The organism is uncultured Phycicoccus sp., from assembly GCF_947495705.1.
Taxonomy (GTDB): domain Bacteria; phylum Actinomycetota; class Actinomycetes; order Actinomycetales; family Dermatophilaceae; genus Phycicoccus.
In genome coordinates this window covers 99,307-122,839 of the sequence record NZ_CANLZR010000006.1, presented here as the reverse complement: position 1 = coordinate 122,839, position 23,533 = coordinate 99,307, and the positions used below count along the sequence as shown (strand labels likewise).

The 23,533-nt window shown below is 74.2% G+C and carries 14 protein-coding genes, 1 tRNA gene and 1 pseudogene; 11 read left to right on the top strand and 5 right to left on the bottom strand.

Going from position 1 to position 23,533, the window contains the following annotated elements; translation table 11 throughout:
- Positions 1–65: 65 nt before the first annotated feature.
- The 6 genes from gltB (at position 66) to Q0963_RS10415 (ending at position 9,033) form a co-directional block, all read left to right on the top strand.
- A complete protein-coding gene (gene gltB / locus Q0963_RS10440) occupies positions 66–4,607 on the top strand; it encodes a glutamate synthase large subunit (RefSeq protein WP_299445442.1) in 4,542 nt (1,513 codons plus the stop codon).
- Complete coding sequence (locus Q0963_RS10435; RefSeq protein ID WP_299445441.1) at positions 4,600–6,060, top strand: glutamate synthase subunit beta; 1,461 nt, start codon at positions 4,600–4,602, stop codon at positions 6,058–6,060. The genes gltB and Q0963_RS10435 overlap by 8 nt, the downstream gene beginning before the upstream one ends.
- A gap of 75 nt (positions 6,061–6,135) precedes the next feature.
- Positions 6,136–7,620: a pyruvate kinase gene (gene pyk / locus Q0963_RS10430; protein WP_299445439.1), complete on the top strand. Its 1,485-nt coding sequence runs from the start codon at positions 6,136–6,138 to the stop codon at positions 7,618–7,620.
- Between the two features lie 39 nt (positions 7,621–7,659).
- A tRNA-Leu gene (locus Q0963_RS10425) sits at positions 7,660–7,742 on the top strand.
- A gap of 1 nt (position 7,743) precedes the next feature.
- Positions 7,744–8,337 carry an ANTAR domain-containing response regulator gene (locus Q0963_RS10420; RefSeq protein ID WP_299445438.1) on the top strand — a complete coding sequence of 198 codons (594 nt, stop codon included), beginning with the start codon at positions 7,744–7,746 and terminating at the stop codon, positions 8,335–8,337.
- 132 nt (positions 8,338–8,469) lie between these two features.
- Complete coding sequence (locus Q0963_RS10415; RefSeq protein ID WP_299445436.1) at positions 8,470–9,033, top strand: GNAT family N-acetyltransferase; 564 nt, start codon at positions 8,470–8,472, stop codon at positions 9,031–9,033.
- 18 nt (positions 9,034–9,051) lie between these two features.
- On the opposite strand, the gene Q0963_RS10410 is transcribed toward Q0963_RS10415, so the two are convergent.
- The 3 genes from Q0963_RS10410 to Q0963_RS10400 all read right to left on the bottom strand — a co-directional run bounded on the left by Q0963_RS10410 (position 9,052) and on the right by Q0963_RS10400 (position 12,690).
- Positions 9,052–10,392: a DUF1501 domain-containing protein gene (locus Q0963_RS10410; protein ID WP_299445434.1), complete on the bottom strand. Its 1,341-nt coding sequence runs from the start codon at positions 10,390–10,392 to the stop codon at positions 9,052–9,054.
- Positions 10,393–10,400: 8 nt separating this feature from the next.
- The gene (locus tag Q0963_RS10405) at positions 10,401–12,092 is read right to left on the bottom strand and encodes a DUF1800 domain-containing protein (protein WP_299445432.1); all 1,692 of its coding nucleotides are present in this window, start codon (positions 12,090–12,092) and stop codon (positions 10,401–10,403) included.
- Positions 12,093–12,258: 166 nt separating this feature from the next.
- Positions 12,259–12,690 (bottom strand): PaaI family thioesterase, encoded by a 432-nt coding sequence (locus tag Q0963_RS10400; RefSeq protein ID WP_299445430.1) that lies wholly within the window; start codon positions 12,688–12,690, stop codon positions 12,259–12,261.
- On the opposite strand from Q0963_RS10400, the gene polA reads away from it, so the two are divergent.
- Complete coding sequence (gene polA / locus Q0963_RS10395) at positions 12,689–15,400, top strand: DNA polymerase I (RefSeq protein ID WP_299445428.1); 2,712 nt, start codon at positions 12,689–12,691, stop codon at positions 15,398–15,400. The genes Q0963_RS10400 and polA overlap by 2 nt on opposite strands.
- Here the strand turns inward: polA and Q0963_RS10390 are convergent.
- On the bottom strand, positions 15,357–16,670 hold the full coding sequence (locus Q0963_RS10390) for a lipopolysaccharide biosynthesis protein (RefSeq protein ID WP_299445426.1): 1,314 nt from the start codon (positions 16,668–16,670) through the stop codon (positions 15,357–15,359). The two genes, polA and Q0963_RS10390, sit on opposite strands and share 44 nt — an antisense overlap.
- 52 nt (positions 16,671–16,722) lie before the next feature.
- On the opposite strand from Q0963_RS10390, the gene Q0963_RS10385 reads away from it, so the two are divergent.
- Complete coding sequence (locus tag Q0963_RS10385) at positions 16,723–18,330, top strand: hypothetical protein (RefSeq protein ID WP_299445424.1); 1,608 nt, start codon at positions 16,723–16,725, stop codon at positions 18,328–18,330.
- A 71-nt stretch (positions 18,331–18,401) separates the two neighbouring features.
- On the top strand, positions 18,402–18,602 hold the full coding sequence (locus Q0963_RS10380) for a hypothetical protein (protein ID WP_299445422.1): 201 nt from the start codon (positions 18,402–18,404) through the stop codon (positions 18,600–18,602).
- On the opposite strand, the gene Q0963_RS10375 is transcribed toward Q0963_RS10380, so the two are convergent.
- On the bottom strand, positions 18,586–19,743 hold the full coding sequence (locus Q0963_RS10375) for a glycosyltransferase family 4 protein (RefSeq protein ID WP_299445420.1): 1,158 nt from the start codon (positions 19,741–19,743) through the stop codon (positions 18,586–18,588). The genes Q0963_RS10380 and Q0963_RS10375 overlap by 17 nt on opposite strands.
- A 29-nt stretch (positions 19,744–19,772) precedes the next feature.
- Here Q0963_RS10375 and Q0963_RS10370 point away from each other — a divergent pair, with 29 nt between their 5' ends.
- Both Q0963_RS10370 and Q0963_RS10365 read left to right on the top strand, forming a co-directional pair.
- Positions 19,773–20,546 carry a class I SAM-dependent methyltransferase gene (locus Q0963_RS10370; RefSeq protein ID WP_299445418.1) on the top strand — a complete coding sequence of 258 codons (774 nt, stop codon included), beginning with the start codon at positions 19,773–19,775 and terminating at the stop codon, positions 20,544–20,546.
- Positions 20,459–22,549, top strand: a pseudogene (locus tag Q0963_RS10365) (alpha-(1->3)-arabinofuranosyltransferase family protein); the annotation flags it as partial. The gene Q0963_RS10370 and the pseudogene Q0963_RS10365, both read left to right, overlap by 88 nt.
- Positions 22,550–23,533 lie beyond the last annotated feature (984 nt).

Here is a 23,533-nt window from a genome sequence, read left to right as displayed (position 1 = left end):
CGTCCGCGCCTGACCTTGCCGAGCCCGGCCCCAGTGGCCGACGACCTCGAGGACGGTGATGCGACGTGAGCGTCGCCCGCTTCTCCGCCCAACCCGCCGACGTCGGCCTCTACCGCCGCGAGCACGAGCACGATGCGTGCGGTGTCGCCATGGTCGCGACGATGCGGGGCACCGCCGGGCACGACATCGTCGTCCACGCGCTCGACGCCCTGCGCAACCTCGACCACCGCGGCGCCACCGGCGCCGACCCGCTCGTCGGCGACGGCGCGGGCATCCTCACCCAGGTCCCGGACGCCTTCTTCCGGGCCGTCGTCGGTGTCGACCTCCCGCCCGCCGGGGCGTACGCCGCGGGCATGGCGTACCTGCCCACCGACGAGGCCGAGCGCACGGCCGCCGAGCGCCGCATCGAGGACATCGCCGCGTCCGAGGGCCTGCGCGTCCTCGCGTGGCGCGACGTCCCCGTCGCCGCGGACCTCGTCGGCGCCGCGGCCCGCGAGACGATGCCCTGCTTCCGCCAGGTCTTCGTCGGCTCCGACGCCGGGCTCGCGGGCATCGAGCTCGACCGGGTCGCGTTCGCCCTCCGCAAGCGTGCCGAGCGGGAGGCCGAGGTCTACTTCCCGTCGCTGTCGGCGCGGACCGTGGTCTACAAGGGGATGCTGACCACCGGGCAGCTCGAGCCGTTCTTCCCCGACCTGTCCGATGAGCGCTTCGCCACCGAGCTCGCGCTCGTCCACTCCCGCTTCTCGACCAACACCTTCCCCAGCTGGCCGCTGGCCCACCCGTACCGCCTCATCGCGCACAACGGCGAGATCAACACCGTCAAGGGCAACCGGAACTGGATGCACGCCCGCGAGAGCCAGCTCGCCTCCGACGTGCTCGCCGGCGACCTGTCCCGGCTGTCGCCGGTCTGCACCCCCGGGTCCTCGGACTCGGCGTCCTTCGACGAGGTGCTCGAGCTCATCCACCTCGGCGGCCGGTCCCTGCCGCACGCGGTCCTCATGATGATCCCGGAGGCCTGGGAGAACCACGACACGATGGACCCCGCGCGCCGGGCGTTCTACGAGTTCCACTCCACCTTCATGGAGCCCTGGGACGGCCCGGCCTGTGTCGCCTTCACCGACGGCACGCTCGTCGGGGCGGTCCTGGACCGCAACGGCCTGCGGCCCGGCCGCTACTGGGTCACCGACGACGGGCTCGTCGTCCTCGCCTCCGAGGCGGGCGTGCTCGACCTCGAGCCCGCCAACGTCGTCCGGCGCGGGCGCCTCCAGCCCGGCCGGATGTTCCTCGTCGACACCGCCGCCGGGCGCATCGTCGGCGACGACGAGGTCAAGTCCGGCCTGGCGGCGGAGCACCCGTACGAGGAGTGGCTGCACGCCGGCCTCATCAGCCTGCCCGACCTGCCCGACCGCGAGCACATCATCCACACCGCGGCCTCGGTGGCCCGCCGCCAGCGCACCTTCGGCTACACCGAGGAGGAGCTGCGCGTCATCGTCGCCCCGATGGCCCGCACCGGTGGCGAGGCCCTGGGGTCGATGGGCACCGACACCCCCATCGCGGTCCTCTCGGAGCGGCCGCGGCTCGTCTTCGACTACTTCACCCAGCTCTTCGCGCAGGTGACCAACCCGCCGCTCGACGCGATCCGCGAGGAGCTCGTCACGTCACTCGCGAGCGCCATCGGCCCCGAGGGCAACCTGCTCGACGCCAACTCCGCCCACGCCCGGCAGGTCGTCCTGCCCTTCCCGGTCCTCGACAACGACGAGCTCGCGAAGATCGTCCACATCAACGCCGACGGCGACCTGCCCGGCTTCGAGACCGTCGTGATCCGCGGGACCTACGACGTGAGCGGTGGGGAGGACGCCCTTCGCAGCCGCCTCCACGAGATCTTTGCCGAGGTGTCGCAGGCCATCGCGGCCGGCGTGCGGTTCATCGTGCTGTCGGACCGTGACTCCGACCGCGACCTCGCGCCCATCCCGTCGCTGCTGCTCACCTCCGCGGTGCACCACCACCTCATCCGCGAGAAGACCCGGACCCAGGTCGGTCTCATCGTCGAGGCCGGCGACGTCCGGGAGGTCCACCACGTCGCCCTCCTCATCGGGTACGGGGCGGCCGCCATCAACCCCTACCTCGCGATGGAGACCGTCGAGGACATGGTCCGTCGCGGCGACATCACCGAGGTCACCGAGGAGCAGGCCGTCGCCAACCTCATCAAGGCGCTCGGCAAGGGCGTCCTGAAGGTCATGTCGAAGATGGGCATCTCGACGGTCGCGTCCTACCGCGGGGCGCAGGTGTTCGAGGCCATCGGGCTGTCCCAGGACCTCGTCGACGAGTTCTTCACGGGCACCGTCTCGCAGCTCGGTGGCGTGGGCCTGGGGGTCCTCGCCGCCGAGAACGCCGCCCGGCACGCCCAGGCGTACCCGCCGGACGGCATCCGCCAGGCGCACCGCAAGCTCGTGACCGGCGGGGAGTACCAGTGGCGCCGGGAGGGCGAGCCGCACCTGTTCGACCCCGACACCGTGTTCCGGCTCCAGCACGCCACCCGGCAGCGCCGCTACGACGTCTTCAAGCAGTACACCCAGCGCATCGACGAGCAGTCCGGCCGGCTCATGACCCTGCGCGGGCTCTTCGAGCTCGGGGGAGCGGAGCCGCGCGAGCCCGTGCCGCTCGAGGAGGTCGAGTCGGTCGCCGACATCGTCACCCGGTTCTCCACCGGCGCGATGAGCTACGGCTCCATCAGCAAGGAGGCCCACGAGACCCTCGCGATCGCGATGAACCGGCTCAAGGCCCGGTCGAACACCGGTGAGGGCGGCGAGGACGCCGACCGGCTCATGGACCCGACCCGGCGCTCGGCGGTCAAGCAGGTCGCCTCCGGCCGGTTCGGCGTCACCTCGCTCTACCTCACCCACAGCGACGACATCCAGATCAAGATGGCCCAGGGCGCCAAGCCGGGGGAGGGCGGCCAGCTGCCCGGCCCCAAGGTCTACCCGTGGGTGGCCAAGACCCGGCACTCGACCCCGGGCGTCGGGCTCATCAGCCCCCCGCCGCACCACGACATCTACTCGATCGAGGACCTCGCCCAGCTCATCCACGACCTGAAGAACGCCAACCCGCAGGCCCGGGTCCACGTCAAGCTCGTCTCCGAGATCGGGGTCGGCACCGTCGCGGCCGGGGTGAGCAAGGCGCACGCCGACGTCGTGCTCATCTCCGGGCACGACGGCGGCACCGGCGCCTCGCCGCTCACCTCGCTCAAGCACGCCGGCGGCCCCTGGGAGCTGGGCCTGGCCGAGACCCAGCAGACGCTCGTCCTCAACGGGCTCCGCGACCGGATCGTCGTCCAGGTCGACGGTCAGATCAAGACCGGTCGCGACGTCGTCATCGCCGCGCTGCTCGGCGCCGAGGAGTTCGGCTTCGCGACCGCGCCCCTCGTCGTGTCGGGCTGCATCCTCATGCGGGTGTGCCACCTCGACACCTGCCCGGTCGGCATCGCCACCCAGAACCCCGAGCTGCGGGCCCGGTTCTCCGGCGCCCCCGAGTTCGTCGAGACGTTCTTCGAGTACATCGCCGAGGAGGTCCGCGAGCACCTCGCCGCGCTCGGGTACCGCAGCATCGAGGAGGCCATCGGCCAGATCCAGCACCTCGACGTCGGCAAGGCGGTCGAGCACTGGAAGGCCTCCGGCCTCGACCTCTCGCCGATCCTCACGAAGGTCGAGAGCCCCGACGGCTCGGGCATCCGGCACCGGGTGGCCCAGGACCACGGGCTCGAGAAGGCGCTGGACCACCAGCTCATCGCCGCGGCGCGCGACGCGATCGACCACGGGGAGCCGGTCGCGGCCAGCTTCGCGATCCGCAACGTCAACCGCACGGTCGGGACGATGCTCGGTCACGAGGTGACGAAGGTGCACCCCGAGGGGCTGCCCGACGGCACCATCGACATCGCGTTCACCGGGTCGGCCGGGCAGAGCCTCGGCGCCTTCCTCCCGGCCGGCATCACGCTGCGCCTCGACGGCGACGCCAACGACTACGTCGGCAAGGGCCTCTCCGGCGGGCGGGTCGTCGTGCGCCCCGCCCCCGGCTCGGCGCTCGTCGCCGAGGACAACGTCATCGCCGGCAACGTCATCGGGTACGGCGCGACCTCGGGCGAGCTGTTCCTCCGCGGCCGGGTCGGCGAGCGCTTCTGCGTCCGCAACTCCGGTGCCACCGCGGTCGTCGAGGGCGTGGGCGACCACGGCCTCGAGTACATGACCGGTGGCGTGGCGCTCATCCTCGGGCCCACCGGGCGCAACGTCGCGGCCGGGATGTCCGGAGGCGTCGCGTACGTCCTCGACCTCGACCCGGCGCTGGTCAACCCCGAGCTCGTCGACCTGCGCCCGCTGCGACCCGACGACGAGCTCGTCGTCCACGACCTGCTCGAGCGCCACCAGCGGTGGACCGACTCCTCGGTCGCGGCGCGGCTCCTCGCCGACTGGGGCAGTGCCCGGTCGGCGTTCACCCTGGTCCTTCCCCGCATGTACCAGCGCGTCCTCGACGTCCGCGCCAAGGCGGAGGCGGAGGGCCTCGACCCCGACGGCACCCAGGTGTGGGAGCGGATCATGGAGGCGTCCCGTGGCTGACCCCCAGGGCTTTATGAAGACCCGTGAGCGCGAGCTGCCCCGGCGGCGCCCGGTCCCGGTGCGGATCCGGGACTGGAAGGAGGTCTACGAGGACCAGCCGGTCCCCGAGCTCCAGCGTCAGGCCGGTCGCTGCATGGACTGCGGCATCCCGTTCTGCCACAGCGGCTGTCCCCTCGGGAACCTCATCCCGGAGTGGAACGACCTCGCCCGCCGCGGCGAGTGGCGCGAGGCGATCGAGCGGCTGCACGCGACGAACAACTTCCCGGAGTTCACCGGGCGGCTGTGCCCGGCGCCGTGCGAGGCGTCGTGCGTCCTCGGCATCAACCAGCCCGCGGTCACGATCAAGCAGATCGAGGTCTCGATCGTCGACCGCGCCTTCGAGAACGGGACGGTCACGCCCGTCTCGCCGGAGCGGCTCTCGGGCAAGACCGTCGCCGTCGTCGGGTCCGGCCCGGCGGGGCTCGCCACCGCCCAGCAGCTGACCCGCGCCGGCCACACCGTCGCCGTGTACGAGCGGGCCGACCAGCCGGGCGGCCTGCTGCGCTACGGGATCCCCGAGTTCAAGATGGAGAAGGCGGTCCTCGACCGGCGCATCGCGCAGATGAAGTCCGAGGGCACCCGGTTCCGGACGGGCGTCTCGGTCGGCGAGGACCTCACCGGCACCGACCTCAAGAAGCGCTTCGACGCGGTCGTCGTCGCCGTCGGCGCCACCGTGCCGCGTGACCTGCCGGTGCCGGGGCGCGAGCTCGACGGCGTCATGCAGGCCATGGACTACCTGCCGCCGGCCAACCGGGTCGCGCTCGGCCAGACCGTCGAGGGCCAGGTGACCGCCGCCGGCAAGGACGTCGTCGTCATCGGCGGCGGCGACACCGGCGCCGACTGCATCGGCACCGCCCACCGTCAGGGTGCGCGGTCGGTGACGAGCCTCGAGATCATGCCGCAACCACCCGCCGACCGGGCGGACCAGCACCCCTGGCCGACGTACCCGATGCTCTTCCGGGTCGCGTCCGCCCACGAGGAGGGCGGCGACCGGGTGTACTCCGTGTCGACGAGCGAGATCGTCGGCGACGAGGCCGGCCGGGTGCGGGCGCTGCGCCTCCACGAGGTCGTCATGGGCGAGAGCGGCTTCGAGAAGGTCGACGGCTCCGAGCGGGAGATCCCGGCCCAGCTCGTCCTCCTCGCGATGGGCTTCCTCGGCCCGCAGGCCGAGGGGCTGCTCGAGCAGCTCGGCGTCGAGAAGGACCCGCGGTCCAACGTGGCCCGGGACGGCCACTTCATGTCGAGCGTGCCGGGAGTGTTCGTCGCCGGGGACGCCGGACGCGGCCAGTCGCTCATCGTCTGGGCGATCGCCGAGGGCCGGTCCGTCGCCCACGAGGTCGACGCGTGGCTCATGAACAAGCCGTCGCGGCTGCCCCGTCCCGTCCACCCGACGGACCGGCCGCTCACGGCCTGAAACGGGGCGCGCGGGGGCTGCTCGGGATGTGGCCCGCGTCACGGCGCAACCGCTTCCACTTGTAGGCTCGCTCGCATGCGCCGCGCCAAGATCGTCTGCACCCTCGGCCCCGCCACCTCCTCCGCCGAGCAGCTCCGCGAGCTCGTCGAGGCCGGCATGGACGTCGCCCGGCTCAACCTCTCGCACGGCTCGCACAAGGACCACGAGCAGGTCTACCGCGACGTCCGCAAGGCCAGCGACGACGTCGGCCGGGCCGTCGGGGTGCTCGTCGACCTCCAGGGGCCGAAGATCCGCACGGCCCGGTTCCAGGACGGTCCCGTCCAGCTCGAGAAGGGCGCGACCTTCACCATCACGACCCGCGACGTGCCGGGCGACGTCCACGAGGTCGGGACCACCTACTCGGGGCTCCCTGGCGACGTGCACGCGGGCGACCGCATCCTCATCGACGACGGCAAGATCGCCCTCGTGGCCACCGAGGTCACCGACTCCGACGTCGTCTGCGAGGTCGCCGAGGGCGGCACGCTGAGCAACAACAAGGGCATCAACCTGCCCGGGGTGGCGGTCTCGGTGCCCGCGCTCTCGGAGAAGGACGAGGACGACCTCCGCTGGGCGCTGCGGACCCGCGCCGACATGATCGCGCTGTCCTTCGTCAGGTCGCCGGACGACATCCTGCGCGTCCACGAGATCATGGACGAGGAGGGGCTCCGGCTCCCGGTCATCGCGAAGATCGAGAAGCCGCAGGCGGTCGACAACCTCGACGAGATCATCCGCGCCTTCGACGGCGTCATGGTGGCCCGCGGCGACCTCGGCGTCGAGATGCCGCTCGAGCAGGTGCCGCTCGTGCAGAAGCGCGCCTGCGAGATCGCCCGGCGCCGGGCCAAGCCGGTCATCGTCGCCACCCAGGTGCTCGAGTCGATGATCGACAACAGCCGCCCCACCCGGGCCGAGGCCTCCGATGCCGCGAACGCGGTGCTCGACGGCGCCGACGCCCTGATGCTCTCGGGCGAGACGAGCGTCGGCAAGCACCCCTTCGCCGCGGTCCGCACGATGGCCAAGATCATCGAGAACACCGAGACCCACGGCCTGCACCGGATCCGCCCGCTCGGCACCCGCCCCAACTCCAAAGGCGGCGCCGTCACCGCGGCCGCGGCCGAGATCGGCGAGCTGCTCGGGGTGCGGTTCCTCATCACCTTCACCGAGGGCGGCGACAGCTCCCGCCGGCTCGCCCGGGTGCGCCCGCGCATCCCGATGCTCGCGTTCACCCCGAACCAGGCGACGCGCAGCCAGCTGGCCCTCACCTGGGGCATCGAGACCTTCCTCGTCGGCAAGGTCCGGCACACCGACGACATGGCGCTCCAGGTCGACGAGCTGCTGCTGTCGATCGGGCGGGTCAAGGAGGGCGAGAACGTCGTCATCGTCGCGGGGTCACCGCCCGGGATCCCCGGGTCCACGAACGCGCTGCGCGTGCACCGGGTCGGCGACGCCAAGAACCGGGTCGCGCCCGCCTACAGCGACGCTGCGGCCGACGCTGCGGCCGACGCCGCCGCCGGACAGGCCTGAGGTCCACCGCGGGTCGCTGGCTATGCTGACAGCGCCCCCGCCGGGGTGGTGGAACGGCAGACACGGAGCACTCAAAATGCTCTGCCCGCGAGGGCGTGCGGGTTCGAGTCCCGCTCCCGGCACATGAGTCAGAGTGCACCCACCCCCACCCGTGTCCTCGTCGCCGAGGACGAGGCCATCATCAGGCTGGACCTCGCAGAGATGCTCCGCGAGGCCGGCTACGACGTCGTCGGCCAGGCCGGCGACGGTGAGCAGGCCGTCGAGATGGCCAGGTCGCTGAACCCGGACATCGTCATCATGGACGTCAAGATGCCCGTCATGGACGGCATCACCGCGGCCGAGACCATCGGTGGCGAGCGCATCTGCCCGGTCGTCATGCTCACCGCCTTCAGCCAGCGCGAGCTCGTCGAGCGGGCCCGCGACGCCGGGGTCATGGCGTACGTCGTCAAGCCGTTCACGGCGGGCGACGTCACCCCGGCCCTGGACATCGCCCTGTCCCGGTGGGCCGAGCTGAAGACCCTCGAGGCCGAGGTCGCCGACCTCGGCGACCGGCTCGAGACCCGCAAGGCCGTCGACCGGGCCAAGGGCGTACTCATGGCGAAGCTGAAGATCAGCGAGGCCGACGCCTTCCGCTGGATCCAGAAGACCGCGATGGACCGGCGGATGGGCATGCGCGAGGTGGCCGACGCGGTCATCGCCGGCATGGAGAACGCCTGACCCACGCCGCGGGTCGCCGGTCGGCGAATTTCGCGGGCCACACCCCCTTCCGCGGGCCCACCCGCGAGGGACATAGTGTGCGGTGGTGACGATGGCGCGCCCCAGGCCGGGGCGCTCGAGCAAGGAGGCTCCGTGGGACGACGCCCCGTCGAGGTGCTGCCGGTCGGCGACGACCTGACCCACGTGACGGCCCTGTGGCTGGAGGCCCGGGTCGAGGCCGGCACCAGCCCCGAGGTGTGCGCGCGGGCCGTCGCCGACGGCCGGTTCTCGACCGCGTTGCGCCGCCCGGGCGTCCAGGCGTTCGTGGCCACCCTCGACGGCACCCCGGTCGGGTACGCCATCACGACCGACAACCCGTTCGGGCTTGCGCCGACCGCCGAGGTGGCCATCGAGCAGCTGTACGTGTGCGCCGAGGCGCGCCGGCACGGCGTCGCGAAGGCCCTGCTCGCCACCGTGCTGTCGTGTGCCGAGCGCGCCGGGTGCGAGCAGCTCGTGTCCAACGTCCCGACCACGAGCCGCGACGCCAACCGGTTCTTCGCGCGGCTCGGCTTCGGGTCGGTCGTCACCCGCCGCGTCGTCGCCACCGGCACCCTGCGACGGCGCCTCGCACCCGAGACCGCCGAGACGGGCCTGGAGCTGACCCGCCGCCGGCGGAGCCTGCGGCAGCGGGCCTTCGTGCCGACCCGCTCCGCCTGAGACACCCGCGGCGCGGCGTCACGTACGGGCCCGCACCACCCCGAGGCGCGCGCTCGGCAGGCCGGGGAGCACCGTCCCGGCCGTCAGCCCGCAGCGCCGCTCGAGGATCTCGCCGAGCACCGACCGGTAGTCCGTCGTCGCCGGAAGGTCACCGGCCAGGAGCTGGTCCGGGGCCAGGCCGGGCCAGGCGCCGTAGACCTTGCCACCGTTGACGCCGCCACCGAGCACGAACGACACGTTGCCGTAGCCGTGGTCGACCCCGCCCGAACCGTTCTCGGCGACCCGGCGGCCGAACTCCGACAGGGTGACGAGGGTCACCCGGTCGGCCACGCTGCCGAGGTCGGTCATGAAGGCCGCGAGCGCCTTGCCCACCGAGGTCAGCTGGTCGTGCATCCACCCACCGTCGCTGCGCCCGAGGTCGGCGTGCATGTCCCAGTTGCCGGAGTCGATGGTGACGGCCCGCAGGCCGACGCCGGCCTTGACGAGCCGTGCGGTGTCGCGCAGGGCGTCGGCGAGCGACCCGGACGGGTAGGACGCGCCCCCGGAGGGGGAGTAGCCGGCGGCCTTGAGCGCCGTCGTCGTCGCGAGCGCCCCGAGGGCGGCCTCGGCCGGGACGGCGTACTGGTCGGCCGCCCCGTCGTGCAGCGCCCGCAGGGCCGTCGTCCACCGGGCCACCTCGGTGGCGTTCCCTGCCCCGGAGAGCTGGAAGGAGTCGACCGACCGCAGCGCGAGCTCGACCGACGGGCCGAGGAAGGACCGGGGTGCGCTCGTGGCGCCCATCGCGGTCCCGGCGAACGTGCCCGGCGTGGTCGTGGCCCCGACCATCCGGTCGAGCCAGCCGGTCCGCAGCGAGGAGCCCGGGGCGGCCCGCTCCATCTCGTCCATGTCGGTGAAGTGCGAGCGGGTCGGGTTCGGCTGGCCGACGGAGTTGACGACCGCCAGCTTCCCGCTCGTGTACAGCGGCAGCAGCGGCGCGAGTGCCGGGTGCAGCCCGAACCGGCTGTCCAGGGCCAGCGTCCGCGACGCCGGGACGGCGATGTTCGGTCGGGCGGCGTAGTACGCGGCCTCGGCGACCGGGACGACCGCCGAGAGCCCGTCGAAGCCGCCGCGGAAGGAGAGCACCACGAGGGTGTCGCCGCTGTAGCCGCTGTCGGCGAACGTCAGCGACGTCGCCGCCTGGGCGGTGGGGGCCAGGGCGACCCCGGCGGCGAGGGCGCCGAGACCGGTCGCGCTGCCGAGCACGCCGCGCCGGGACAGCGCGAGGCCGGCCCGGACGTAGTCGGGGCAGCCGCACTCGCCGTCGCCGGGCGGGGCGGCGGGCGCGTCGGCGGCGTCGGACGGGATGGCGAGGTCGGTCATGGGAGGCCTCAACGGGTCGCGAACTCGGGGCTGTCCAGGACGAGCGCCACGACGTAGGGCAGGCGCCAGCCGAGGACGGGGTCGGTGGACTTCAGGGTCGATGCCGCCGTCTTGTCGAGGAACGCACAGACGGCGTCCCGCTTGGCGGTCGGCAGCGGGCCGTCGAGCAGCCGGGAGGCCAGGGCGTCGACGAGGGCGCCGTAGGTGGCGGGCAGGGTGTCGGGCAGCAGGGTGCGGAAGCTCGGGTAGGCGACCCGCGGGGTCGAGGTCTGCATGGCCTCCCAGCCCTGGGCCATGTGCCAGTTCCAGGAGGCCATCGTCGTGCCGGCCCCGGCCCACGCGGCGGCCACGTCCGGGAAGCCGTTGGGGGCGGGCCAGCCCATCGGCGCCTGCCCGGCGACCTTCGCCGACCAGACGAGCTCGGCGAGCCAGCCCTTGGTGTCCTGGCCGGGCTGGACCCCCAGGGTGCGGGCGGTCGAGATCATGTTCTCGAGCGGGCGCTTGGTCTTCTGGCCGGCCGAGGCCGCGAACTCCGGGGACAGCAGCAGCGCCCGCACGACGGGGGCGATCCGGGTGTCGTGGTCGAGGTAGACCTGGGCGAGACGGTCGACGAGCGCGGCCGGGGGGTCGTCGGACACGAACCGGACCGCGAGCTTGGTCGCGATGCGCTGGGCGGTCTTCGGGTGCCGGGCCAGATAGGTGAGGTAGGACGTGGCGACCTGCTCGCCGTACGCCGAGTCGTTGGCGTCGGACCAGCCGAGCACCGAGAGCCGGCCGCGGTGGTGGCGGATCTGGCGGTACAGGTACTCCCCGCTCTCGCGCTCCGTGGAGAGGCCCGTCAGGACCAGGGCCGAGCGCAGCACGTCCGACTCCGGGTACCCGCCGCCGACGCCCACCGTGTGCAGCTCCAGCAGCTCGCGGCCGAAGTTCTCGTTCGGCGCGCGCTTGGTGGAAGAGCCGTTGTCGAGCTGGTTGAGCATCGCCGGGTGCTGCGCCGCGGCGACGAGGAGGTCCGCGTAGCGGCCGAGGGCGTGGCCCCGGATCACGTCGATGTGGTACCGGTGCACCGCATCCCAGGCGTCGCCCCACGGGGCGGTCACGACGAGGTGGTTGGTCCAGAAGTCGACCATGACCTCGAACAGCTGTCGGCGCGACCACAGGGCCCGGGCCACGTACGCCTGGATGACGTCGGTGCCGAGGTCCCCGGTGGAGCTGGGCCAGTACGCGTCGCGCACCTCCCAGATCGCCATCGCGAGGCGGGGCCACTGGGCGGCCACGAGCGACTCGGTGCTCTGGTCGGCGATCGAGGCCGGGTCGAGCTGGGCGTCGACCCACGCGGTGCGACCCATGGAGCGGATCTGGGCGACGAGGTCCGGGGTCGCCCCCCAGGAGGCTCGGCGGGCGAGGTGCACGGCGGGGTCGAGGGTGCTGGCGGCGGAGGTCTGGCGGGTCGTGCGGCTCGTCGTGCGGACCGGGGGCTGCCACGGGTAGGCGCGGTCGACGACCGCGGCGGCCGGCGCGGTCACGGCGACGGGCTCCGCGCCGTCGTAGGACAGCAGCGGCTTCGTCTCCTCCACGGGGGGCGCCGGGGTGGGGGCCGCGGCGGCGGTGGACACGGCCTCCGCGTCGGCGGGCAGCGCCCAGACAGCGGCGGAGAGCGCGGCGAGGACCGACGAGCGGCGAGGGACATCCGTGGGCACGTCGTCGATGATCCGGGGCCGCGGGGCCCCCGGCCTCACCCGTTCAGCCAGGTCCGCGTCGGTCGAAGGGGCCCGGACCCCGGGTTCTTGACCAGCGCTTGACCGAGGCTTGACCGGGCGCTGACCTCCCCGTGGAGGAACCGCGAGGTTCGGGCCGGTGCGGCCCTCAGGCGCCGGGGGCGGCGTCCCGGATGAGGCACGTGATCCGCGAGGTGCAGATCCGGCGCCCCTCGTCGTCGGTGACGACCACCTCGTAGCACGCGAGGGTGCGCCCCAGGCTCAGGGCCGTCGCGGTGCCGGTGACCATCCCGGAGCGGGCCGCGCGGTGGTGGGTGGCGTTGATGTCGAGGCCGACGACGGCCCGGTCCGCGCCGGCGTGCAGGGCCGCGCCCATCGAGCCGAGGGTCTCGGCGAGGACCACCGAGGCGCCACCGTGCAGCAGTCCGTACGGCTGGGTGTTGCCCTCGACCGGCATCGTCGCGACGAGCCGGTCCGGCGCGGCCTCGACGATCTCGATGCCCATCCGGTCCATCAGTGAGTGGGGGTTCATCGCCCGCATCCGGGCGACGGCCGCCATGCGGTCGGAGGTGTCGGTCATGGTCGTTAGGCTGCCACGCGTGAAGCTCCTCCTCCTCGACGGACACTCGCTGGCCTACCGGGCGTTCTTCGCCCTCCCCGCCGAGAACTTCTCGACGAGCACCGGCCAGCACACCAACGCCGTCTACGGCTTCACCGCGATGCTCATCAACGTCCTCCGGGACGAGGCCCCCACCCACGTCGGGGTCGCCTTCGACGTGTCCCGGCAGACCTTCCGCCTCGAGCAGTACAGCGAGTACAAGGCCGGCCGGGCCACGACCCCCACGGAGTTCTCCGGGCAGCTGCCGCTGCTGCGCGAGGTGCTCGACGCGCTGCGCATCACGCATGTGGGGGTGGAGGGCTACGAGGCCGACGACGTCATCGCCTCCCTCACCCGTCAGGCCACCGAGGCCGGGGGAGAGGTCGTCATCTGCACCGGCGACCGCGACGCCTTCCAGCTCGTCACCGACAAGGTCACCCTGCTCTACCCCGTGCGCGGGGTCTCCGAGGTGTGGCGCATGGACCCGGCCACGGTCGAGCAGAAGTACCTCGTGCCGCCGAACCGGTACAGCGACCTCGCGGCCCTCGTGGGGGAGTCCAGCGACAACCTCCCCGGCATCCCCGGCGTCGGGCCGAAGACGGCCGCGAAGTGGATCGGCCAGTACGGCGACCTCACCGGCATCGTCGCGCACGCCGACGAGATCAAGGGCAAGGCCGGCGAGAACCTCCGCGCCCACCTCGACGACGTCCTGCGCAACCGCCGCCTCAACCGTCTCGTCGACGACCTCGAGCTGCCCGTCGGGGTCGCCGACCTCGAGCGCGCCTCGTGGGACCGCGAGGAGGTCCACCGCGTCTTCGACGGCCTCGAGTTCCGGGTGCTGCGGGACCGCCTGTTCCAGACCTTCGACGTCGAGTCCGACGAGGTCGAGGGCGGCTTCGACCTCGACGGCGAGATCTTCACCGCCGACGACCTCGCGGTCCGATTCGGCGACGGGGCGCCGGGGCGGCGGCTGCCGCACGGGGTCGTCGTGTCCGGGCAGTACCGAGCCGGGTCCGGCGACGCCGCCGCCATCGCCCTCGCCGGTGAGGACGGCGCCACGGCCTCCCTCGACCTCACCGCGCTCACCCCCGAGCAGGAGTCCGTGCTCGCGGGCTGGCTCGCCGACCCCGACGCCCCCAAGATCCTGCACGACGCCAAGCCCCAGCTGCAGGCCCTGTCGACCCGCGGCCTGGCCGTGCACGGCGTCGTCAGCGACACCGCGCTCGCCGCGTACCTGGTCCGCCCCGACCAGCGCTCCTACGACCTCGAGGACCTCGTCGTCCGCCACCTCGGCCGCGAGCTCACCGCCGACACCGAGGCCGCGGGCGACCAGGGCCGGCAGGGCACGCTGTCCTTCGACGTCGACCCCGACGACGACACCGCCGAGCGCGACGCGATGGTGCGGGCCCGGGCCGTCCTCGAGCTGTCCGCGGTGCTGGCCGAGAAGGTCGAGGAGACCGGGGGCACCGGGCTGCTCCGCGACCTCGAGCTGCCGCTCGTCGACATCCTGGCCCAGATGGAGCGCACGGGCATCGCCGTCGACGAGGCCGCGCTCGCCGCGCTCGAGGCCGATTTCGCCGCCAAGATGCGCCAGGCCCAGCTCGACGCCTACGAGGCGATCGGCCGCGACGACGTCAACCTCGGCAGCCCGAAGCAGCTCCAGGAGGTGCTCTTCGACCAGCTCGGGATGCCGAAGACGAAGCGGACCAAGACGGGGTACACCACCGACGCCGACGCCCTGGCCGACCTCTTCGCCAAGACCGAGCACCCGTTCCTCGAGGCACTGCTGCGGCACCGCGACACGAGCCGGCTCCGGGTCACCGTCGAGGGGCTCATCAAGTCCGTCGCGCCCGACCGGCGCATCCACACGACCTACCTCCAGACCATCGCGGCCACCGGCCGGCTCAGCTCCACCGACCCCAACCTCCAGAACGTGCCGATCCGCACCGAGGAGGGGCGGCGCATCCGCGACGTGTTCGTCGTCGGCGACGGCTTCGAGTCGCTGCTGTCGGCCGACTACAGCCAGATCGAGATGCGCATCATGGCGCACCTGTCCGGCGACGAGGGCCTCATCGAGGCCTTCCGCACCGGCGAGGACCTGCACCGGTACGTCGGCGCCCGGGTGTTCGGGGTCGAGCCGCAGGACGTCACCCCCGAGATGCGCAGCAAGGTCAAGGCGATGAGCTACGGCCTCGCGTACGGGCTGTCCGCGTTCGGGCTCTCCAAGCAGCTGACCATCTCCACCGGGGAGGCCCAGGGCCTCATGGACGAGTACTTCGCCCGGTTCGGCGGCGTGCGCGACTACCTGCGCGAGGTCGTCGCCGAGGCCCGGGCCACCGGCTACACGGCGACGATGCTGGGCCGCCGCCGGTACCTCCCGGACCTGCTCAGCGACAACCGGCAGCGCCGCGAGGGCGCCGAGCGGATGGCGCTCAACGCGCCCATCCAGGGGTCGGCCGCCGACATCATCAAGCTCGCGATGAAGGGCGTCGACGCTGCGCTGCGGGCCGAGGGCGCCACGAGCCGGATGCTGCTCCAGGTGCACGACGAGCTGGTGCTCGAGGTGGCGCCGGGGGAGCGCGACGCCGTCGAGGCACTCGTCCGCCGCGAGATGGGCGCCGCCACCGTGCTCGACGTCCCGCTCGACGTCAGCGTCGGCGTCGGCCGCTCCTGGCACGACGCCGCGCACTGACCCACGCTCCGTCGTCGCCCTCGGCCGTGCTCAGCGCCTCGGCCACGGCATCGTCCTCCTCCAGGGGGACGGCGGGGTCGTCGGACCACGTGACGACGAGCAGCACCGTCAGGAGGGCCACGTCGACGGCCAGCACGAGCAGCAGCAGCCCCCGGCCGTCCTCGACGAACGGCACCCCGGCGAGCACCGCGACGAGGGCACCCCACACCCAGGCCACCGCGGTGCGGTGCTGGCGGGCCACGGCGGTCTGGACGAGCAGCTGCACCATCGCGGTGGCGGTGCCCAGGGAGGCGAACACCCACAGCTGCCCCCGGACGTCGGCGTAGGCGGGCCCCCCGACGAAGGCGAGCCCGAGGTCGGGCAGGACGAAGACGCCGCACACCGCCACGAGGCCGATGCCCAGAATGATGAGCAGGCCCCGGTGGTGCACGTGCCGGTGGTGGCTCCGGCGCGCCAGCACCGGGTAGGCGAGCACCGTGACGAAGGTCGGGAGGAAGAGGACGGCCTTGGCGAGGATGAGGCCGGAGGCGTAGAGCCCGGCCTCGGCCGTGGGCAGCGTGGCCCGGGCCACGAACACGTCGACCTGGGTCAGCGCGAAGAACGCCAGCAGGAGGTGCGAGTCGTGCAGCACCTCGCGGACCACCCCGAGCGCCGACGCGCCGCGCGGCGACGCACCCGGGGGGTCGGCGACGAGGACGGCACCCACCGCCACCGGTACGAGGGCCCCGAGGGCGACCCCGGCCATCGCGCCGAACGCGGACGGCCACACCCACAGCGCTGCGCCGCCCACGACGACCCGCCCGGCGCCGCTGGCGACGCTGAGCGCGGCGAACCGGCCCCACTGCCGCCGCCCCTGGGCGAGCCCGAGCCGGACGCCCGTGACGGTCAGCGCGCCGGCCGTGACCGCGACGGGCGCCGCCGTCATCCAGGAGTCAAGGCGGAAGACGGCCGCTGCGAGCGGTGAGAGGGCCAGGGCCGCGGCTGCGAGCACCACGGCGGCCCGGCGGCCCGCCGCGACGAGGGGCCCGGGGTCCCGGTCGGGGCCGGCCACCGCCACCCGCCGGGCCGTCGTCGCCTGGACCCCCAGGGCGATGACGTTGGCGACGAGGACGACCCCCATGAGCGCGGCGACGGCCGAGTACTCGGTGGGGCCGAGCCGCCGGGCCGCGACGAGGGTGAAGGCGTAGGCGGCGACGTTCATCGCGGTCATGCCGACGGCGACGAGACCGGCCCCACGGGCCAGCGACCTGCGCCCCGTCCGACTCGACACGGGAGCCAGGGTACGGCCCGCGGGTGCGGGTGCCGGAAACTAGGCTGGCGCGGTGTCGACCGAGCCCGCGCCCGCCTCGCGCCGGCCCGGTGCTCCGGCGGCCGCCGGCCACGTGGCCGCCGCCCTCGGCACCCTCGCCGCCGTGGCCCTGCTCGTGCGCGGCTCCCTGGGGGACGGGCTGTACCTGTTCCGCGACTTCGTCGGGGTGCCGTCACCAGCCGCCCCGGATGGCCTGCTGCCGACGACCTCGGCGGCGCTGCGTGCCTGGCCGCTGGACGGCGTCACGTGGGCGCTGTCCGGGGTCGTGCCGGTCGGGGTGCAACAGGCGGCGATCCTCGTCGGCGCGTTGCTGCTGGCCGGGCTCGGCACCGGCCTCCTCGTCGCCCGGTGGGGGCCGGCGCCGGCGGTGGCGGCGTCCTGGCTGGCCGTGTGGAACCCGTACGTCGCGGAGCGGCTGCTGCTCGGCCAACCCCCCACGCTGCTCGGCTACGCGTGCCTGCCGTGGGTGGTGCTCGTCGTGCGGTCACGCCGGTCCGGGCCGGCTCGGGTCGCGATGCTGCTCGTCGTCGCTGCTCCGGCTGCGCTCACCCCGTGGGGCGGCCTCCTCGTCGCCGTCGCGGCGGTGCTCGCCGACCTCACCCGCGGCGACCGCTCCCCGCGCCGGGCTGCGGTCGTCGCCGGGGTGGGCCTGGCCTGGTGCCTGCCCTGGCTGGTCCCCGCGCTGCTGGCCGACGCGCCGGCGGCAGACCCGGACGGGGCCGTCGCCTTCGCCCTGGCCGACGACTCGGGCCTCGGCACCTGGCTGTCGGCGCTCATGGGCGGCGGTGTCTGGGCCACCGGTGCCCGGCCCCCGTCGCGGACCGACCCCGTCGCGCTCGCGTCCTCGGTGGCCCTGCTCGTCCTCGCCGCCGGGGGGCTGCTCGTGCTGGCGCGCCGGTACCCTTCGCGAGCCCTCGTCGGCGCGGCGCTGCTCCTCGCCCCGGCCACGGTGGCGACGCTGGCCTCCGGCCCGCTGGTCGAGGCGGCCGCCGGGCTGCAGCGCCTGCCGGGGGTGGCGCTGGTCCGCGACCAGCACCGCCTCCTGGCTCCGGCCGTGCTGGCCGCCGCGGTCCTCGTGGCCGTCGCCGTCCGGTGGGTCGGCGCCCGCGGGGGCCGACCGGCGGCCGCCGTCGGCGTGGGCCTGGTGATCTTCCTCACCATCGCGGCCGTGCCCGACCTGCCGCGGCTCGTCCGGGCGGGCTACCACCCGGTGGCCTACCCGGGGGAGTGGGGCGACGTCGTGGCGAGCGTGCGCACCGCGGACGGCTCGCCCCCCATAGTGCTGTCCCTGCCGTGGCAGCCGTTGCGGAGCGCCACCTGGGCGGGCCCCGCGCCGTTCCTCGACCCGCTGCCGCGGGCGCTGCCCGACGAGGTCCTGACCAGCAGCTCCCTCACCGTCCGCCGGGGGGAGTCGACGGTCGTCGTCGACGACGCGCCCCGTTCGGACGGCGCTGACTGGGGTGCGGGCCGGGTGAGCCCGGAGTCGCTGCGCCGCGCCGGGGTGACCCATGTCGTCGAGTGGCTGGACACGCCGGGAGCGCCCGTGGCGGACCGCACCGGGTGGCGGGTCGTCCTCCGTGGGGAGCACTTCGCCGTGTACGACGTCGCCACCCGTCGGTGAGTCGGTACGGCCGGCGCCGTCCACCCGCTACCATGACCCGTACTGACCAGTAGGAAAGGCGTTCGACACCCATGTCCCAGGCATCCATCGCCGGCGGCGCGAGCCAGTCCGGAATCGTCCTGCTCGTCGTGAGCGTCCTCGCAGGGCTGGGGATGTCGTTCGCCGCCACGGCCAGCATCGTGGCCGCCAACGGTCCGAAGGACGACGCCGCGATCACCACCGGGCAGCAGACCGTCCTGTCCCCGGACGAGATGCTCAACTACGGCGGCTGACCGCCCCACCCTGCGCGTCGGTGCCGGACTCCGCCGGCAGCCCCGCCGCCCGATGCGCGAGCAGCGTCTCCCAGGCCTGCGTCGTCCGGGCCCAGCTGAACACCAGTGAGTGCCGCACGGCGGCCGCACCGAGCGCCTGCCGCTCCGCAGGGTCGCCGAGCAGCCGGTCGACCGCCGCCGTCAGCTCGTCGAGGTCCCCGACGAGGACCCCCGTGCTGCCGTCGACGATCGACTCCGACAGGCCTCCCGCGTCGCGGTAGGCGACCGTCGGGGTCGCATGGGATGCGGCCTCCACGACGCACAGCCCCCATCCCTCCTTGACGCTCGGCGCCAGGGCGACCCAGGCCGCCGCGAGCTCGGCGTGCTTGGCGGCCTCGTCGACGTGGCCGAGCAGGTCGACGTGCTCCTCGAGGCCGAGCCGGTGCACCTCCTCGCGCACCCGCTCGCTCCACCACCCGTCGCCCACGACCCGCAGCCGCAGCCCCGGATACCGCTCGCGCAGCCGCGCCGTGACCTCGAGGGCGTGCTCGACCCGCTTGTGCGGCACGACCCGGCCGAGAACGACGAGACGGGGCTCGGGGTGCGGCGCGGTCCCCGTCGCCAGGGGAGGCTCGGTGCCGTTGTGGATGACGGTCACGGCGTCCCGGTCGACGCCCAGCTCGACGAGCTCGGTGCGGGTGCGCTCGGACACCGCGACGTACTGCTGACCGCGGAGCAGCCGGGGCGCCAGGCGCGACTCGACGAACCAGCCGACGCGCGCGGCGACCGGGCCGAACACGATCGGCCACTGCTCGCGGTGGACGTGGTGGACGAGGACGACGACCGGGGTGCGGGTGACGAGGCTCGCGAGGAACGGGATGCCGTTCTGGGTGTCCACGACGACGTCGAAGCGTCCCTCCGCGCGTTCGAGCCGTCGGAGGCGCCGCAGCGTCGCTGCATACACCCCGAGCCGCCCACCCTGCCGCAGCACCCGGTAGTGCTCGCGGAGCTCGAGCCCGGCGGCCCCGTCGGGCCGGGCGCACAGGAGGGTGACGTCGTGGCCGAGCGCCCCCAGCCCGGCACAGACGGTCTCGGCGTACTTCTCGGCGCCCCCGCCCTCGGGATGTGTAGAGTCTCGCCAGTTCAAGAAGGCAATGCGCACGTGAGTTCTTTCCAGACGGCCGGAGACGGATGCTACCCCAGGATCTCGCCCCCGAGCGGGCGGCCGGGGACCGGCTCACCCTCGGGCGGTCGGTGGCCCTCTTCCGCGCCTTCCGGGTGGAGCAGACCGATCCCGCCCGCTTCTACGGGGCCCTCGCGGACGACAGCGTCGCGCTCCTGCGCCGCTGGCTCCCGCTCGGCGGTGCGGCCGTGCTCGACATCGGGGGCGGGCCGGGCTACTTCGCCGACGCGTTCACGCGCGCCGGCGCCCGGTACGCCGGGCTCGAGCCGGACGCCGGCGAGCTAACGGCGCGCGGCGGGGCCACCGGCAACACGGTGCGCGGCTCGGGCCTGCAGCTGCCCGTCGCCGACGGCAGCGTCGACCTCGCCTTCTCGAGCAACGTCCTCGAGCACGTGCCGGACCCCCGCCGGATGGCGGAGGAGATGCTGCGGGTCACCCGCCCCGGTGGAGTGGTGTTCCTGTCCTGGACCCCCTGGCTGTCGCCGTGGGGTGGTCACGAGACCTCGCCCTGGCACTACCTCGGCGGACGCCGGGCCGCGGACCGGTACGCGCGCCGCACCGGGCACCGCCCGAAGAACGACGTCGGCCACTCCCTCTTCCCGTGCCCGGTCGGCCCGATGCTCCGCTGGGCGCGGGCGGCCGAGGACCGCGGCGCGGCCGAGGTGCTCGCCGTCCTCCCGCGGTACCACCCGTCGTGGGCGCACTGGGTCATGCGGGTTCCCGGCCTGCGCGAGGTCGCCAGCTGGAACGCGGTCATCGTGCTGCGCGCGGGTCGTCGGTGACGGCCGCGACCGACCCCGCGACGAGGTGGCGGGCCCGGCTGGACCGTGCCCTGCCGACCGCCTTCCTGCTCGCCCTCGCCCTGGTCCAGCGCCCCGGCTGGACCGCGGCTGACACCAAGCTCGACCTCGTCGTCGACCCCGGGGGGTTCCTCGGCCGGGCGCTCGGCCTGTGGGACCCGCTGGCCGCCGGGGGCCAGCTGCAGAACCAGGCGTACGGCTACCTCTTCCCGATGGGGCCCTTCTTCTGGCTGGGCCACGCCCTGGACGTGCCCCCCTGGCTCGTGCAGCGGCTCTGGTGGGCGCTCATCCTCGTGCTCGCCTACCACGGCATGCGGCGCGTCCTCGAGCGGCTCGACATCGGGACCGGCTCGTCCCGCGTGATCGCCGCGTTCACCTACGCGCTCGCACCCCGGATGCTCATCGGGCTCGGGGCCATCAGCTCCGAGATCTGGCCGATGGCCGTCGCCCCGTGGATCCTGCTGCCGCTGCTCGCGGTCGCCCCGGGGCGCGAACGTGCGGCGGCCCTGCGCTCGGGGGTCGCGGTGCTGGCCCTCGGGGCGGTCAACGCGGTGGCCTCGCTCGCGGTGCTCGTGCTGCCGCTGTGGTGGATCCTCACCCGCCGGGGGCGAGTGCGCGCCGTGCTCCTGGGGTGGTGGTCGGTGGCCGTGGTCCTCGCGACCGCCTGGTGGATCGGGCCGCTGGTGCTGCTCGGCCGGTACAGCCCGCCCTTCCTGGACTGGATCGAGGACGCGCGGGTCACCACCGCCGTCGCCTCGGTCACCGAGGCGCTGCGCGGCACGACCCAGTGGATCGCGACGATCGGCGGTGGGCAGAACGCCGTCTGGCCCGCGGGCTGGGCGGTGCTCACCTCCCGCAACGTCATCGTCGCCGGGCTCGTCGTCGTGCTGGCGGGGCTTCTCGGGCTCGCCCTCGCCCGGGGTCCGTGGGCCGGGTTCGCGCGCGGCGGGCTCCTGCTCGGCCTCGTCCTCGTCACCTTCGGCCATGTCATGGGGCTCGCACCGCCGTGGGCGCCGGCCCAGGCGGACCTCCTCGACGGCGTCCTGGCGCCGTTCCGCAACACCCACAAGTTCGAGCCCGTCGTCCGTCTGCCGCTTGCGCTCGGCGTCGCGCACGCCCTCCCGCTGGCCGCGGCGTGGCTGCGCCGCCGGGGCGCCCCGTGGCCCGGCATCGCCCCGGCACTGGTGGTCCTGGCGCTCATCGGGCAGACGGCGGTCCCGGCCTTCGTCGGGGTAATCCAACGGGGTCCGTTCCTCGCGGTGCCGACCGCGTGGTCCGAGGCGGCGTCCTGGCTGGACGCCACCGACGACGGGGGCCGGGTCCTGCTCCTGCCCGGCGGGAACGCCCCCGCCCGGTTCTGGGGGGAGCCGAAGGACGAGCCGCTCCAGCCGCTGGCCGGGTCGCCGTGGATCGTGCGCGACGCCGTCCCGCTGGGCTCGGCCGCCGCGACCCGCATCCTCGGCGAGGTCGAGGCCCGGGTGGCCCAGGGACGCGGTGGCCCCGACCTCCGGGCGCTGCTCGAAAGCCTCGCCGTGACCCGGGTCGTCGTCGTCGGTGACCATCAGCGCCCGAGCACCGGCAGCACGCCCCCCGTCGTCGTGCGGGCCGCCCTGGTCCGCAGCGGTGCGGAGTCCGTGGCCTCGTTCGGGGAGCTCGTCGGCGGCAGCCGGGACGTCACCATGGCGTCGGACTGGGGTCTGGACCGGCCCCTGCGCGAGATCGAGGTCCTCGAGGTCGGCACCACGACGTCGGTCGCGCCGACCTTCCGCCGGCCGGCCTCGTCGGTGGTGCGGTACTCCGGGGGTCCCGAGGGCGTCGCGGCGATCCCCGACATCGCCGCGGGGGTGTCCGCCGCGGACCCGGACTCGGCGCTGGAGGACGTCGCGGCGGTCGTCACCAGCGACACCCTCCAGCGGCGGCAGGCGGGCTTCGCGACGGCGACCGACCTGTACGGGCCGCTGCTGGCGGCCGGGGAGGAGTACCCGTCCGCCCGGGCCGTGCACGACTACTGGCCGGCACCTCTCACCGAGACCACGGACACGCTCACCGACGAGCAGACCGTGCGGCGTGACGACGGCACCGCCCGGGCGACGGCCTCGTCGACGCTGGCGGAGCCCGCGCTGGGCCAGGGCCGCGAGCTGGCGAGTGACGCCTGGCGGGCCTTCGATGCCAGCGGTGAGACCGGGTGGCGGTCCGCGGGCTACGCGGCGGACGGCCAGTGGGTCCAGCTCGTCTGGGCCGACCCGGCGGCGCTCCCGCCCGCCGTCACCGTCACCCTCGACACGGTGCGGGGTGCCGACGTCGCGGCGTTCTCGGTCGTCACCGATGCGGGCACCGTCCGGACCCCCGTCAGCAGTCCCGACCTGGCGGGGGCGGACGTCGACCCCGCTCGGTATGCGGTGGACGTCCGCGTCCCGGACGGCGCGACGACCTCGTTCCGGCTCGTCGTCGAAGCCGTGCGTGACCGCGCACCGACCGTGCGGGTACTCGACGTGGGGGCCGGAACCCTGCCGCGCACCGAGCCGTGGGTCCGACTCCCGACGACCGACCGGACGCCGGACGTCGTGCGCTTCCAGGCGGGCACCGACGACCGGTCGGCCTGCTACCCGCTGTCGTCGGGGGTGCTGGCGTGCTCGCCGGACCGCCAGCGGGTCGGGGAGGAAGCGACCCAGCTGCGCCGCGTCCTCACCTTGGCCGAGCCGCGGACCTACGAGGTCACCGGGACCGCGGTCGCGCGCGCGCCGGGGGCCGACACGCTGCTGCGTCGGCTCGACGGGGTCCGGGCGGCCGGCTCCAGCCGGTGGGTGCCCGAACCGGGCGTCTCACCGGAGCTCACGGTCGACGGCGACCCCCGCACGTACTGGGCGGCGGCGCCGGACGACGCCGAGCCCACCCTCACCCTCACCTGGCCGAAGACGCGGGCCGTCGGCGGCCTGCGGATCACCACGGACCCCGACGTGGCCGGGCGC

Bases quoted from the DNA above. Each gene is read 5' to 3' on its own strand.
- pyk (WP_299445439.1), top strand. From the start codon at position 6,136: ATGCGCCGCGCCAAGATCGTCTGCACCCTCGGCCCCGCCACCTCCTCC.
- Q0963_RS10420 (WP_299445438.1), top strand. From the start codon at position 7,744: ATGAGTCAGAGTGCACCCACCCCCACCCGTGTCCTCGTCGCCGAGGAC.
- Q0963_RS10410 (WP_299445434.1), bottom strand. From the start codon at position 10,392: ATGACCGACCTCGCCATCCCGTCCGACGCCGCCGACGCGCCCGCCGCC.
- polA (WP_299445428.1), top strand. From the start codon at position 12,689: ATGGTCGTTAGGCTGCCACGCGTGAAGCTCCTCCTCCTCGACGGACAC.
- Q0963_RS10400 (WP_299445430.1), bottom strand. From the start codon at position 12,690: ATGACCGACACCTCCGACCGCATGGCGGCCGTCGCCCGGATGCGGGCG.
- Q0963_RS10380 (WP_299445422.1), top strand. From the start codon at position 18,402: ATGTCCCAGGCATCCATCGCCGGCGGCGCGAGCCAGTCCGGAATCGTC.
- Q0963_RS10370 (WP_299445418.1), top strand. From the start codon at position 19,773: ATGCTACCCCAGGATCTCGCCCCCGAGCGGGCGGCCGGGGACCGGCTC.